The sequence below is a fragment of the Nocardia sp. NPDC004123 genome (assembly GCF_053603795.1).
Genome location: NZ_JBSGGG010000002.1, coordinates 420,873 through 435,728, shown reverse-complemented (window position 1 = coordinate 435,728; position 14,856 = coordinate 420,873). Strand labels below are relative to the sequence as shown.

The following is a 14,856-nucleotide window of genomic DNA, read 5'->3' as shown; positions in this document are numbered from 1 at the left end:
CAGGGCCGGAGCCTGCGGCGGAGAGGTTCCGGTCGCGGCTCCGGGTCCGTACCGTTAGTTTGAGGGCAGATGCCCGCAATCTGCAGGGGTGGACGAGGAGGTCCGGGTGGAATCGACACGCGCGCAGGCCGCACGGCCGGTCACGGCGAGGAAGGTACCGCCGATCACGCGGGCCGGGGGTGGCCGCGCATGACGCTCGGGCTGATCAGGTCGGTGGGGGAGCGGGCCTACCTGGAGGCGGAATCGGCGCGGCTGGTGCTGGAGGCCGGGCTGGCCCGGCTGGAATCACCGGCGGTGCTGCTGTCGGCGGCCACGGCCATGCTGCGCTACGGCACGCTGGCGGCCGGGCTGCGGCTGTCGGCGGCCCGGTACGGCGGGCGGGTCGCGGTCATCGACGAGCTGGGCGAACTGTCCTTCGCCGAACTCGAGGACCGGTCGAATCGGCTCGCCAACGCCTGGCGCGAGCGCGGCCTGAAACCCCATGAGGGCGTGGCGATCCTGGCCCGCAATCACCGCGGCCTGCTGGACGCGATCTTCGCCGCCGCCAAGTGCGGAGCCCGGATCATCCTGCTCAATACCGATTTCGCGGGCCCGCAGATTCGTGATGTCGCCACCCGCGAGGGCACCGACCTGCTCGTCTACGACGACGAGTACGCGCCCATGCTCGACGAGGTGAGCCCGCGGCGCGGCAGCTACCGGGCCTGGACCGAGCAGCCACGCGAGGACAGCCTCGAATTCCTCATCGAGACCGGCTCGCCCGACGCGCCGCCCGCGCCCGGCGCGGAGCCCAAGATCATCCTGCTGACCAGCGGCACCACCGGCACCCCCAAGGGCGCGCCGCGCGCCGAGCCGAAATCGCTGCTGTCGCTGGGCGGTCTGCTGTCCAAGGTCCCGTTCCGGGTGAACGAGGTGACCGAGTGCTGTGCCCCCATGTTCCACACGCTCGGATTCGCCTGCGCCATGCTGACTCTCGGCTTCGGCTCCACCCTGGTGATCCGCCGCCGCTTCGACCCGCAGGCCGCCATCGACTCCATGGCGCGGCACGGGGCCACCACGGCGATCGTCGTCCCGGTCATGCTGGCCCGCATGATCGACCTGGGCGGCCGCGCGCTCACCGGGCACGATCTGTCCGCGCTGCGCATTATTTTCGTCGCGGGCTCCCAACTGGGCGCGCACCTGTGCCGGGAGGTGACGGCGGCCTTCGGACCGGTCGTCTACAACCTGTACGGCTCGACGGAGGTCGCCTACGCCACCATCGCCACGCCTGAGGACCTGGCCGAGGAGCCCGGTTGTGTGGGCCGGCCGGTGCTGGGGGCGCGGGTGGAGATCCTCGACGATCGGGGCCGCCGGGTGCCGGCCGGGGCCACCGGCCGCATCTTCGTCGGGAACACCATCCAGTTCGAGGGCTACACCGGCGGCGGCCACAAGGAGGTCGTCCGCGGCCTCATGTCCTCCGGCGATGTCGGCCACTTCGACAGCGCGGGCAGGCTTTTCATCGACGGCCGCGACGACGACATGATCGTCTCCGGTGGTGAGAACGTCTTCCCGGTGGAGGTCGAGGAACTGCTCTACACCCACCCGTCGGTACGGGAGGCGGCCGTCCTCGGCGTCCCCGATGAGCAATTCGGCGCGCGCCTCAAGGCTTTCGTGGTCGTCCACGACGGCCACCAGCTCAGCGAGCTCGAGATCAAGGACTTCGTGAAGGCCAATCTGGCCCGCTACAAGGTCCCCCGCGAGGTGGTCTTCCTGACCGAACTGCCCCGCAACCCCACCGGCAAGGTGCTCAAGCGCAAGCTCCAGGAGGCCTGAGCCGACAGCGATTCGGGGGATTCGGCCCCATGTGTTCGGGGGATTCGGAACCGTGTGATTCCCTGCCCGGGGTCGTATGCTGGGCATCTCGCAGTACGCGGCAGAGCATGGGGGAGGACAGGTGCCGGGGGCAGGCAATCTCGGCCACTATCGACTCGTCGAGCTGATCGGGCGGGGCGGCATGGGCCAGGTGTGGCTGGCCGAGGACACACACCTCGAACGGGAAGTCGCGCTGAAGCTGCTCCCCGCCGAGCTCGCCACCGACCAGGACTACCGGCGGCGGTTCGAACGCGAGGCACGGCTGGCCGCGCGACTGCGCGGACCGCATGTGGTGCCCATCCACGCCTTCGGCGAACTCGACGGCCGCCTGTACATCGACATGGAGCTGATCGAGGGCGCCGATCTGAGCAAGACCCTGCGCGAGGCGGGCGCGCTCCCGCCCGACCGCGCGGTCGACCTCATCATTCAGATCGCCGAAGCCCTCGACATCGCGCACCGGGCGGGCCTGGTGCACCGGGATGTGAAGCCCTCCAACGTCCTGACCCTGCCCAACGGCTTCGCCTATCTCATCGACTTCGGCATCGCCCGCGGCGTCGGCCAGGCCACCATCACCAGTACCGGTGTGGCAGTGGGCACCTGGGCCTACATGGCCCCCGAGCGCTACTCCGGCACCGAGGACCTCCGCTCCGACGTGTACTCGCTGGCCTGCCTGCTCTACGAAATCCTGGTCGGCGCCAAGCCTTTCACCCAGGCAGATCCCGTCCAGCAGATGGCCGCCCACCTCACCACCGACCCGCCCCGCGCCAGCGACCACAACTCGCTGATCCCCGCCGCCCTCGACGCGGTCATCGCGCGCGGCCTGGCCAAGGACCCGGACCGCCGCTTCCAGAGCGCCGGAGCCCTGGCAGCGGCCGCCCGCGCCGCTCTGGACTCCCGGCCCGCCCCGCGCACCGGCCCGGCCCCGCCGACTGCCAAATGGGATAGCCCGGAACCGTTTCCGAGCTATGGCGCGGCGGGCGGGCGGCAGTATCCGACGCCGCCCGGGGCTCCCACATCCTCGCCCGGCAACCGCATCCCGACCGCGCTGACGCCTCCGCCGGGTGGGTTGTCCGCGGGCGCGACCCCGCACCGCGGAATCCCGGGCGGTTCCGGTGACCTGGTCTGGGGCGCGACGCCGCCGCCCGGCGGTATGCCGGGATCGATGGCCGGGCCGGTCCCCGACCGTGTGCCTCGACCCCATGCAGGACAGCCGCCGGTCGCCTCCGCCGGAATGTCCTGGGGCGCAACGGCTCATCCGGGAGTCGTCGCGCGATTGCCCGATGGCGGCATGCCGGCCTACGGCGCGGCAACGGGGAGTCCCGCCATTGGCGCGGGGAATTCGGTACGGCCCGTGCCGATCAGCGCCGGTCGGGTGTTGTGGTGGATCCTGCTGGTGCTGCTCATCGCGTTCTTCGGGCTCTTCACGGCGGCGGGTATCGACGTGCTGATCACCGAGACCAAGGGCGGTGTGTCGGATTTCGTCGCGACCATCGTCGCGCTGGTGGTATTCGTCGCACCGCTGGCGGTGTTCGTGTGGCTGGGGTGGCGTGAGGTCAAGAGGTTTCGTTCGCGCCGCCGCTGAAACCGGATCGGGGTGTGCCGGGTACGAACGCGGATCGGCGCGGCCGGGTTGGCCGGTCGCGCCGAATCAGGGTGGTGCGCTCAGCAGTTGCGGAGTTCCGGGCTCTGGTTGAGCAGTTGGGCGCGGGTGGAGATGAAGGTGGTGTAGGTGTCGCCGCCGACCGAGGTGAGTGGGAAGGCCGCCACCCGGTGACAGTTCTGGAAGGCGAGCTTGATGCCGAAGTGGCGTTCCAGGCCGCCGCGGATGGCGTCGGAGGCCATGGCGCGCAGCAGTTGGCCGCGGGCGGTCTCGTCCGGCGGGGGGATGGTGTTGTCGGCGTATTCCGCCGTGCCGGAACGCAGGTCGGCGGCTACCCGGCTGACGACCTCGTAGGCGTAGGGCAGCGAATTACGGACGCATTCGACGAACTCTGCGTCGCTGACTTCACCGCGTTCGGCGCGCTCGAGTAGTGCGGTAGGTACGTCGAGGGACATATCGCTCTCCTCATGGGATGGCGGAAGGTGTCAGCCGATTGTAGATGAAAAACGTTGTCAATAACTCTGAATTCGCAGCGAAAGTACCCGTTCCAGAGCATTTTTCGCATCCGCCGACAGTGTGCGCACCAGCTCGCCCGCCGGTAGCTCGGGCGCCAGTGAATGTGCCTGACCGGCCCAGAGATTCACCTCGTCGGCATTGCCGGCCGCCCGCGCGGCCGCTCGCAAAGGCCCGGTGGCGTAATGGATCTCGGGGTAGGCGACCGGCGCGTCGGGGTGTTCCACCATGAACCGGTTGCGCAGCCCGCGCGCCCGCCGCCCGGTGAAGGCGCGGGTCAGCATGGTCGGTGTCGGCTCGGCGATGGCGTCCCGGACAACCGGCGCGGTCCCGGCCTCGGGGCAGCGCAGGAACGCGGTGCCGAGCTGCGCCGCCGCCGCGCCCGCGCACAGCACCCCCGCGACCGCCGCCCCGGTCGCGATGCCGCCCGCCGCCACGATCGGCGTGTCGTTCCCGAGCGCGGCCATCTCGGCGCGCAGCAGTTGCAGCAGCGTCAGCAGCCCCAGCGGGTCGGTGAGGTCGTCGGCCGGATCGTCGACGAAGACGCCGCGGTGCCCGCCCGCCTCCGCGCCCTGTGCGATCAGCACGTCCGCGCCCGCGGCGACCGCTTGCCGGGCCTCGGCCGCAGTCGTGACCGTCACCCACACCTCGGACCCGGCCGCGTGCAGGCGCGCGATCTCCCCGGCGGACGGACAGCCGAAGGTGCTGGACACCACCGGCACCGGATCGGCGATCAGCAGATCCAGCTTGGCGGCCCAGTCGTCGCTGTCGTAGCGGGCCTCGCCGACCGGGAACTCGGCCGCCAGCGTCCTTATATATGTATCGAACCGATCGGTCGGACTCGGTTCGGAGGGATAGAACAGATTGACCCCGAACGCCCCGGAGGTCAGCGCCCGCGTGGCCTTGATCCGGGCGGCCAGTTCGCTCGCGGGCAGGTATCCGGCGGCCACGAAGCCCAGCCCGCCGGCCTCGGTCACGGCGGCGGCCAGTTCGGGGGTGGAGGGTCCGCCCGCCATGGGGGCAAGAACGATCGGCGTATCCAACTCGTCGAGAACCATCTCGCCAGTGTGCGCCTTCGGTTACGGTTTGTGACCAAGGGTTCGAGCACTCGACCTGGCGTTATCGCACAAAAGGTTGCGAATTGGTCACGAGCGAGTACTGTTTCCGTCACAGCGATGCCGAATCGTTACCGGACCCACCGAACGCTAGGACTTGCAGTGCCGCACCATCGAACGACCGCGAACTCTGTCACAGTCATGGATCTGCTCGGTGATTCCGGTGCGGGCAGCACTGTCACCATGCCGCGCCGCCGCCACCGGGCCGAACCCTCCACCGCCGAGCGTGTGAAGACCGCCGCGGGCGTGGCCGTCGCCGCCGGCGCCCTGATCGGCACCGGAACCCAGCTGGTCCCGGCCCTGGCGCACGCCGCGCCGCTGCTACCCACGCACGACGAGAAGCCCGCCACCATCGGCGAGGACGTCGCCCCGGCCGAGCAGGCCGACCTCGATCTGAAGCAGGCCAGGGACTCGGCCCCCGCGGCGCAGACCCCGCAGGCCCAGCCGATCGCGGCCACCACGCCCGACCCGGCCCCGTTCGGCCTGCAGAACCTGCCGCCGGAGATCTCCGCGCCGCTGCAGCAGGCCGAGCAGACCCTCAAGAACCTCCAGCAGCAGCTGAACCCGGGCCCGAACGTGGTCAAGCCGGTCGACGGCCAGCTCACCTCCGGCTTCGGCATGCGCTGGGGCGCAATGCATTACGGCATCGACTTCGCCGACCCGATCGGCACGCCGATCCACTCGGTGATGGGCGGCGAGGTCATCTCCGCCGGCCCCGCCTCGGGCTTCGGCCTCTGGGTGCGCGTCAAGCAGGACGACGGCACCACCGCGGTCTACGGCCACGTCAACGACATGTACGTGACCGTCGGCCAGCGGGTGAACACCGGCGATGTCATCGCCTCCGTGGGAAACCGCGGAAACTCCACAGGTCCCCATCTGCACCTCGAGATCTGGGACGCCGCCGACAACAAGATGGATCCGCTGCCATGGCTAGCCAGCAAGGGCGTTCTCATGCAGCAGCAGTGGGGACCGGACCAGTAGACCGTTCACCGCTGCCCTCGACCGGACGCTTTCCGGACCGGCGCCCGCCGGTGGGTGCGGTGACGACACTGGACGACCTCTTCGACCCGGCCTCCGTGCCCGGCCGCTCCTACGCGGTGCTCGTGCAGCACCCGCGCTCGACCGTGCTCGAGGTGGCCGAGCGGCTGACCATCCCGCCGCGCGCGGCCGAGGCCGCGCTGGAGGCGCTGTGCCAGCTCGAGGCCGCGGTGCGCCTCACCGACGGCAAGGGCGTGGTGCGTTTCGACGCGCATGCGCCGGAAGCCTTGTCGGAGGCCGAGACTCGCCGGCGTAATCAGGACATGCTGCGCATGCAGTCGGCCGCCGCGCGCCTGGGCGAGACCTTCCGCTCGGTGCGCCGCACCGCCGATGCCGACGGCGCGGTGGTGGCGGTCTATGAACGCCGCCAGCTGCTGGCCGATTTCGAGGACCTGCAGCACACCGCGCACGCCTGCGTGAAGGTGGTGGAGCGCGGCCCGTTCCTCTCCGATGTGGAGACCGAGGAGCGGATGTTCGAGCTGAAGTCCTCGCGCATCACCGCGGGCATCGCCTACCGCACCCTGTACCAGGAGACCATCTACCAGGACCCGGAGCGGCTGCGCCACGTCCTGGCCACCAATGCGATTGGGGCGCAAGCGCGTACGCTGCCCGACCCGCCCATGAAGCTGATCGTCGCCGACGATCGGCGCGCGGTGCTGGTGCTGCACACCGACGAGCGCCGCGGCGACCCCATGGGCGTGCGCGTCGGCCCGTCGCCCACGCTCGACCTGCTGGTCAAGACCTTCGACTCGCTGTGGCTGATGGCCACGCCGATCTCGGTGAACCCGGCCGAAGCCCTCGACGAGCGCGACAAGGCCATCCTGACGCTGATGAGCATGGGCGCCACCGACGACACCATCGCCCGCCGGCTCGGCCTCTCGCGCCGAACGGTGGTGCGCCGCACCGCGAGTCTGCTCGAGCGCCTGGGCGCCAGCACGCGGTTCCAGGCCGGCGTGCAGGCGACACGCCGCGGCTGGCTCTGAACCGCTGTGGTGCAAGTCACTTCATAGCAACAATCATTGCTGCTCAGCGATAGTCACTGTGCTCGGGCCGCTCGAGGCCGCGCGCGAGCATCGATATGATTGTTTGATCCGCTCACCCGTTGGCGATCCATAGGGAACAAGACGCCATTTTTCGTGGGTCGGGCCGAGTGTCTTCGGCCTGCGGAAAAGATGAACCCGAGAGGTGAATGCACGCGAATGGATACTGCCCGCCGTACAGCTCGCGGTAATCGTCGGCGTCGGTCCGGCAGCCCACTCTTCGGGCAATTGCTCACCGCCGCGGTCGAGTCCGCCGCCGACGACGTCGCCATCCGGTTCAATCCCACTGGAAACCCGGCCGACCAGCGCGAGATCAGCTACCGCGAACTCGATGCCGGATCCTCGCAGCTCGCCCGGGAATTGATCGGCCGCGGCGTCGGCCCCGGCGACATGGTCGCGATCGGCATCACCCGCTCCATCGAATCGGTGCTGTCGGTCTGGGCCATCGCCAAGACGGGCGCCGCCTACGTGCCGGTCGATCCGGCCTATCCGCCCGATCGCATCGAACACCTGCTCACCGACTCCGGCGCGGTGCTGGGCCTGACGACGCGGGAGTACCGCGCCGCGCTGGGCACCGCCGCCGAGTGGATCGAACTGGACGATCCGGCGCACGCGCAGCGTATCGCCGCGCACCCGGATCACCCCATCTCCTACGCCGACCGGCCGGGCACGCTCACCGAGCAGCATCCGGCCTATGTCATCTACACCTCCGGGTCGACCGGAAAGCCCAAGGGCGTGGTGGTCACCCACACCGGCCTGGCCGGGCTGGTGGCCGCCGAGCGGGAGCACTACGCGGTCACCGCGGATTCGCGTGTGCTGCACGTCTGCTCGCCGAGCTTCGACGTCTCGGTGCTGGAACTGCTGCTGACCTTCACCGCCGGTGCGACCCTCGTCATCGCACCGGCCGGGGTCTTCGGCGGCGTGGAACTGGCCGAGCTGCTGGGCCGCGAGGCCGTCACCCATGTGCTGATCACCCCGGGCGCACTGGAATCGGTGGATCCGGCCGGGCTGACCGAGCTGACCACCGTGGTGGTGGCCGGTGACAAATTCGGTCCGGAACTGATGTCGCGCTGGGCGACCGCCGAGCGCTCCTTCTACAACGGCTACGGCCCCACCGAGGCGACCATTCTCGCCACCTCGAGCGCCCCGCTGCTGCCCGGCGAGCCGATCACCATCGGCTCCGCCATCCCGGGTGTCGGTGCGTACGTACTGGATTCGCGCCTGCGGCCGGTGCCGGACGGCGTGGTCGGCGAGCTGTACCTGTCGGGTCCGGCGCTGGCGCAGGGCTACAAGGGGCGACCGGGGCTGACCTCGGAACGCTTCGTGGCGAGTCCCTTCGGCGAGGCCGCGGGCACGCCGGGCGCGCGCCTGTACCGCACCGGCGACCTGGTGCGCCGCACCCCCGCCGAATCGGACAACCCGGGCGTCATCGAGTACCTGGGCCGCTCCGACTTCCAGGTCAAGATTCGCGGCCTGCGCATCGAACTCGGCGAGATCGACAATGCGCTGAGCGCGCACCCCGACGTGGATTTCGCTGCGACACTGGGCAAGACGCTGCCCTCCGGCGCGACCGCGCTGGTGTCGTACGTGCTGCCGCGGCCGGGCGCGACCCTGGACACCGCGGCGCTGGCGGCGCACGTCGGCGAATCGCTGCCCGCCTACATGGTGCCCGCCGCCCTGCTGGTGCTGGACGAGATTCCGCTGACCCCGGTCGGCAAGCTGGACCGGAATGCCCTGCCGGAACCGGTTTTCGCGGCCCGCGAGTTCCGCGCCCCCGCCACCCGCGCCGAGGAGATCGTCGCGGAAGTGTTCGCCGCCTTGCTGATTCCGGACAATCCGGACGCGCGGGTGGGTGCGGACGACGACTTCTTCGAACTCGGCGGCAACTCGCTGCTGGCCGCACAGGCCGCCGCGCGCATCGGCACCGCACTCGGTGTGCGGGTCCCGGTCCACGCGCTGTTCGAGGGCTCGACCGTGGCCGAGCTGGCCCGCCGGCTCGACGGCGAATCGGCCCCGGCCACCGCCGGACCGGCGCTCGGCTCGCTGCCCCGCCCGAACCGGGTGCCGCTGTCGTTCGCACAGCAGCGCATGTGGTTCCTCAACCGCTTCGACCCGAACAGCGCGGTCGACAATATGCCGCTCGCGGTACGGCTGTCCGGCGCCCTCGACGTGGACGCCATGCGCGCCGCGGCCGCGGATCTGGTTGCGCGCCACGAGGTCCTGCGCACCATCTACCCGGAGGTCGACGGCGAGGGCTACCAGCTGGTGCTGCCGGCCGGCGATCCGCGGGCGCTACCCGAACTGCCGGTCGTCGACATCGACGCCGCCGAGATCCCGGCCCGGGTGGCCGAGGTGGTCGGCGCCGGCTTCGACGTCACCGCCGCGCCGCCGCTGCGGCTGCGCCTGCTGCGGCTCGCGCCCGACGAGCACGTGCTGGTGGCCGCGATCTATCACATTGCCGCCGACGGTGTTTCGATCGGCGTGCTGGCTCGCGATCTGGTCTCCGCCTACGCCGAGCGCATGCGCGGCGGCGCGCCGCAGTGGGCCCCGCTGCCGGTGCAGTACGCCGATTACGCGGTGTGGCAACGGGAATCGCTGGGCAGCGAGGACAATCCGGACTCGGCGCTGTCCCGCCAGATCGCCTACTGGCGCGAGGCTCTCGCGGGCCTGCCCGACGAGCTGGTGCTGCCCTGGGATCGGCCGCGGCCCGCCGTCGCCTCCTACCGCGGCGGCACCCACGCCTTCCGCATCGACGACGAGATCTACGCGGCCGCCCGGCATTTCGCCGAGACGCACAACACCACCCTGTTCATGGTGGTGCACTCGGCGCTGGCCGTGCTGCTGGCCCGCCTCTCCGGCACCCGCGACATCGCCATCGGCACGCCGGTGGCCGGACGCGGTGAGGCCGAACTCGACGACCTCATCGGCATGTTCGTCAACACCCTGGTGCTGCGCACCGACATCGACCCGGCCGTCTCCTTCGCGGACCTGGTGGCACGGGTGCGCGAGACCGACGTGCGCGCCTTCGGCCACGCCGACGTGCCGTTCGAGCGCCTGGTGGAACTACTGGACCCGGCCCGCTCGCAGGCCCGCAATCCGCTGTTCCAGGTCATGCTGACCTTCCAGAACATGGCGCCCACCCGCCTGGAACTGCCCGGGCTCACGGTGGCCGGCGCGGACCTCGAGATCCCGTTCGCCAAGTTCGACCTGCAGCTCACCATGCAGGAGTCGCACGACGAGCACGGCGACGCCACCGGCCTGGCCGCCGAATTCTCCTACGCCCTGGACCTGTTCGACGCCGCCACGGTCGCCGAGCTGGCCGCCCGCTTCCAGCGGGTGCTCGCCGCGGTGACCGCCGCCCCGGCCGCTCCGGTCGGCGATCTCGCGCTGTTCTCCGCGGGGGAGCGGCAGCGGGTGCTGGGCGATTGGAACGCCACCGCCTTCGACGTGGCGGCGACGCTGCCGGAAGGCGCTGCGGCGACCCTGGTTTCGCGGTTCGAGGCGCAGGTGGCGGCCACCCCGGACGCCGTCGCGCTGAGCTTCGCGGAGGAGACCCTCACCTATCGCGAGCTGTCCGAACGGGCCAATCGCCTGGCGCGGCTGCTCATCGCCGAGGGCGTGGGGCCGGAGTCACTGGTGGCGCTGGCTCTGCGGCGCTCGACGGAACTGGTCGTGGCCATGTACGCGGTCCTGCACGCCGGCGCCGCGTACCTGCCGCTGGATCCGGACCAGCCGCTCGACCGCATCGGCCACATTCTCGACACCGCGCGCCCGCGTCTGCTGCTCACTGCCGAGGGGGACGAATTCGACGCCGGTGCACGTGATGTCGTGACCGTAATGGTGGAGCGGGCGGAGGCCGCGGCGCGGTCGCACAGCGGCGCGCCGATCACCGATGCCGAGCGCGTCCGGCCGCTGCGGCCGGAACACACCGCCTACGTCATCTTCACCTCCGGCTCGACCGGCCGCCCCAAGGGCGTCGCCGTCGAGCACCGGGCCATCGTCAATCGCCTGGTGTGGATGCAGCACGAGTACGCGCTGACCGCGGAAGACGCGGTGCTGCAGAAGACCCCGGCCACCTTCGACGTGTCGGTATGGGAGTTCTTCTGGCCCTTGCAGACCGGTGCGCGCCTGGTGGTCGCCAAACCGGACGGGCATCGCGATCCGGTGTACCTGGCGCAGATCATCGCGGAACATGGTGTCACCACGGTGCATTTCGTGCCGTCGATGCTCGCGGTATTCCTTGCGGCACTGGGTGAAGCCGGCCAGATGGTTCGCGGCGCGTCTCGTTCTGGACTGAGTGGAGCGGGGGAGCGAAGCGGAGGAGCGGAGGGAGGGAAGAACGAGACCTTCGGCGCCGCGAACCCGCCCGGAGCGGAGCGGAGGGCAATCAAACTCCGTCGGGTGTTCGCCTCCGGTGAGGCGCTGCCCGCACCCACCGCGCGGCAGCTGCGGGAGCTGACCGGTGCGCGGCTGCACAACCTCTACGGTCCGACCGAGGCCGCGGTCGACGTCACCTATCACGAGGTGACCGATGCCGACACGGTGTCGGTGCCGATCGGCCGCCCCGTTTTCAACACCCGTGTCTACGTGCTGGATTCGCGCCTGAATCCGGTGCCCGTCGGTGTCGCGGGCGAGCTGTATCTCGCCGGTGTGCAGCTGGCGCGCGGCTACGTCGAACGGCCCGATCTGACCGCCGACCGCTTCGTGGCCGATCCGTTCGGCACGGGTGAACGGCTGTACCGCACCGGCGATCTCGTGAAGTGGGATGCTGCGGGTGAACTGGAGTACCTGGGCCGCACCGACTTCCAGGTGAAGCTGCGCGGACTGCGCATCGAGCTGGGCGAGATCGAGGCGGCGCTGCTGGCGCAGCCGGGCGTCGCGCAGTCGGTCGTGGTGGTACGCGCGGACGCGCACACCGGCGATCAGCTGGTCGGCTACGTGGTGAGCCCCGAGGCCACCGCCGAGGAGCTGAAAGCCGGTCTGGCCCGGGCGCTTCCGGCCTACATGGTGCCCAGCGCCGTCGTGGTGCTCGACGCGTTCCCGCTCAATGCCTCCGGCAAGCTGGACCGCAGGGCGCTCCCGGCCCCGGTGTTCGAGGCCAGGACCTTCCGCGCGCCCTCGACCCCGATCGAGGAGAGCGTGGCCGATGTCTTCGCCGAACTGCTCGGCGCGGACCGGGTGGGCGCGGACGACGACTTCTTCGAGCTGGGCGGCAACTCGCTCATCGCCACCCGCGCGGTGGCCCGCATCAACGCCGCCCTCGACGCCAATGTGGCCGTGCGCGAACTCTTCGAGACCGCAACGGTTTCCGGTCTGGCGGCGCGTATCGTGCCGGGGGCCGCGACGGGCGTGCGTCCGCCGTTGGTGGCGGGGGAGCGTCCGGCGCGCGTCCCGCTCTCCCTTGCGCAGCAGCGCATGTGGGTGCTCGATCAGCTGGATCCGGAGTCCCCGGCCTACAACATTCCGATGGTCGTCCGCCTCACCGGCGCACTGGATGTGCCCGCCCTGCGGCACGCCGTCGAGGATGTGCTGACCCGCCACGAGGTGCTGCGTACGCGCTACCCCGAATCGGCTCCGGGCGCACCGGCCTACCAGGAGATCCTCTCGGTCGCCGATGTGCTGCCGCACGGCCTCGAGGTGGAGCGGTCCGGCGATATCGGCGGCCGGGTCGCCGAGCTGGTCGGCACCGGATTCGATGTGGCCCAGCGGGTTCCGGTGCGGGTGCGCCTGATCACCGGCGACGACCCGGAGGATTACCTGCTGGTCCTGGTGGCCCACCACATCGCCGCCGACGGCGCCTCCATGGCCCCGCTGGCCCGCGACCTGATGACCGCCTACCTCGCGCACGCCGCCGGCGAGGCCCCGGCGTGGGCGCCGCTGCCGGTGCAGTACGCCGACTACGCGGTGTGGCAGCGGGCGGCCATCGGCGTCGAGGACGACGCGGACTCGCCCGCCGCCGCGCAGGTCGCGTTCTGGCGTGAGCAGCTGGCCGGACTGGCGGACCGCCCGATCCTGCCGCTGGACCGGCCGCGCCCGGCGGCGGCCGCGATGCGCGGCGCGCTGCTCGACTTCACCCTGCCCGCCGAGGTGCACGCGGGGCTGAATCGCCTGGCGCGCAACCACAATGCGTCGCTGTTCATGGTGGTGCACGCGGCGGTGGCGGCCTGGCTGTCGCGGCTGTCGGGCAGCGCCGACATCGTCCTGGGCACGGCGGTCGCCGGGCGCGGCGAGCGTGCGCTCGACGATCTGGTCGGCATGTTCGTCAATACCCTCACCCTGCGCACCCGGGTCGACGCGGCCGCGCCGTTCGACGAGCTGGTCGAGCGGGCCCGCGAGACCGACCTGTCGGCCTTCGCCCACGCGGATGTGCCGTTCGAACGGGTCGCTGAACTCGCCGCGCCCGGCCGAACCGCGGCGAATCCGCTACTGCAGGTGGTGCTTTCGCTGCAGAACACCGATACCCCGGTGCTGGAGCTGCCGGGCCTGACGGTGGCGGCGGTCAATACCCAGCTGGCGACGGCCAAGTTCGATCTGCAGATCAGCGTGGAACCGCGCCCCGACGCGGCGGGCGCTGCGGGTGAGCTGGCCGTGATCCTCAACTACGACACCGAGCTGTTCGAGGCATCCTCCATGGCGTCCTTCGGCCGGGCCCTCGAGCGGGTGCTCACCTCGGTCGCCGCGGATCCACAGCTGCCGGTCGGCGACATCGTGCTGCTGGACGCCGCGGAATCCGCTGCGGTGCAGGCACTGTCGCAGCCCGCGCCGGAACCCGCCGGGCTCGGCGTGCGTGGTGCCGCCCTGGCCCAGGTGCTCACCACCACCGCCGAGGACGACCCGGACGGCCCGGCGCTGGTGTGGGGCGACGAGGCGCTCACCTATCAGGAACTCGACGCCCGCTCCTCCCGGCTGGCCCGGGTGCTCATCGCCCGGGGCAGCGGTCCGGGCACCGGCGTGGTGCTGCGGCTGGACCGTGGCGTCGACCAGGTGGTCGCCGCGTGGGCGGTGCTGAAGGCGGGCACCATGGTGGTGCCCTTCGCGGCCGCGGAAGTCCCGGGCCGGGATGTGAAGGTCGGCATCACCGTCGGCACCGCGCCCGACAGCGTGCGCGGCATCGAATGGCTCTCGCTCGACGACTCCGAGACGGCGACCGAGATCGCCGCCGAATCGGCGCGACCGGTCACCTACGCCAACCGGATTCGCGCACTGAGCGGCACCGACATCGCCTACGCGGCGGCGGACCGGACCCTCACCTACGACGGCCTGGCCGCCGCGGTGGACCGGGCCCGCGCTCTCGACCTGACCTTCGAGTCGCGCACCTTCCACCACGGTGCGGCCGACTCGGCGCTGACCCTGATCGAAGTGGTCGCGGCGGGCGCGGTCGGAGCCTCTGTGGTCCTGGTGGATTCGGCCGGACCGGATCTCTCGGAGACGCTGGCCGACGAGTGGGTCACCCACGTCTTCGCCGACCACGATCGCCTCGGCGAGCTGAATCCCGCTCCGCTCGAGGATCTTCGGGCCGTGGTGCTCGACGCGCCGACGACGGCCGCCGAGCGCTGGACCGACGCCGCCGTGCTCGTCCTGCCCGAGTAGCCGAGCGCTAGCGGGCCGTGCTCGCGCCGCCGGATCCACCTCCCGGCGGCGCGAGTGGTAGCGAAAAGCAATCGCTATGGCGCAGGTCACATGGTGCAACGCCGGGGCCGGG

At 71.0% G+C, this 14,856-nt stretch carries 7 protein-coding genes; 5 read left to right on the top strand and 2 right to left on the bottom strand.

All coding sequences use genetic code 11. The features are described from left to right. Positions 1-189: 189 nt before the first annotated feature. Positions 190-1,809: an acyl-CoA synthetase gene (locus ACWEQQ_RS04190; RefSeq protein WP_452347054.1), complete on the top strand. Its 1,620-nt coding sequence runs from the start codon at positions 190-192 to the stop codon at positions 1,807-1,809. 121 nt (positions 1,810-1,930) lie between these two features. Then, a complete protein-coding gene (locus ACWEQQ_RS04185; RefSeq protein ID WP_452347053.1) occupies positions 1,931-3,430 on the top strand; it encodes a protein kinase domain-containing protein in 1,500 nt (499 codons plus the stop codon). An 80-nt stretch (positions 3,431-3,510) separates the two neighbouring features. Here ACWEQQ_RS04185 and ACWEQQ_RS04180 read toward each other — a convergent pair whose 3' ends face one another. After that, entirely contained in the window at positions 3,511-3,903 is a 393-nt protein-coding gene (locus ACWEQQ_RS04180; RefSeq protein ID WP_354830660.1) for an SCO5389 family protein, read from the bottom strand. Between the two features lie 57 nt (positions 3,904-3,960). After that, the gene (locus tag ACWEQQ_RS04175) at positions 3,961-5,019 is read right to left on the bottom strand and encodes a nitronate monooxygenase (RefSeq protein ID WP_452347052.1); all 1,059 of its coding nucleotides are present in this window, start codon (positions 5,017-5,019) and stop codon (positions 3,961-3,963) included. Positions 5,020-5,217: 198 nt separating this feature from the next. On the opposite strand from ACWEQQ_RS04175, the gene ACWEQQ_RS04170 reads away from it, so the two are divergent. From ACWEQQ_RS04170 to ACWEQQ_RS04160, 3 genes are all read left to right on the top strand, one after another. Further along, a complete protein-coding gene (locus ACWEQQ_RS04170; protein ID WP_452343522.1) occupies positions 5,218-6,057 on the top strand; it encodes a M23 family metallopeptidase in 840 nt (279 codons plus the stop codon). 59 nt (positions 6,058-6,116) lie between these two features. Beyond that, a complete protein-coding gene (locus ACWEQQ_RS04165; RefSeq protein ID WP_452343521.1) occupies positions 6,117-7,097 on the top strand; it encodes a LuxR C-terminal-related transcriptional regulator in 981 nt (326 codons plus the stop codon). Between the two features lie 216 nt (positions 7,098-7,313). Next, entirely contained in the window at positions 7,314-14,744 is a 7,431-nt protein-coding gene (locus ACWEQQ_RS04160) for an amino acid adenylation domain-containing protein (RefSeq protein ID WP_452347051.1), read from the top strand. Positions 14,745-14,856: the final 112 nt, after the last annotated feature.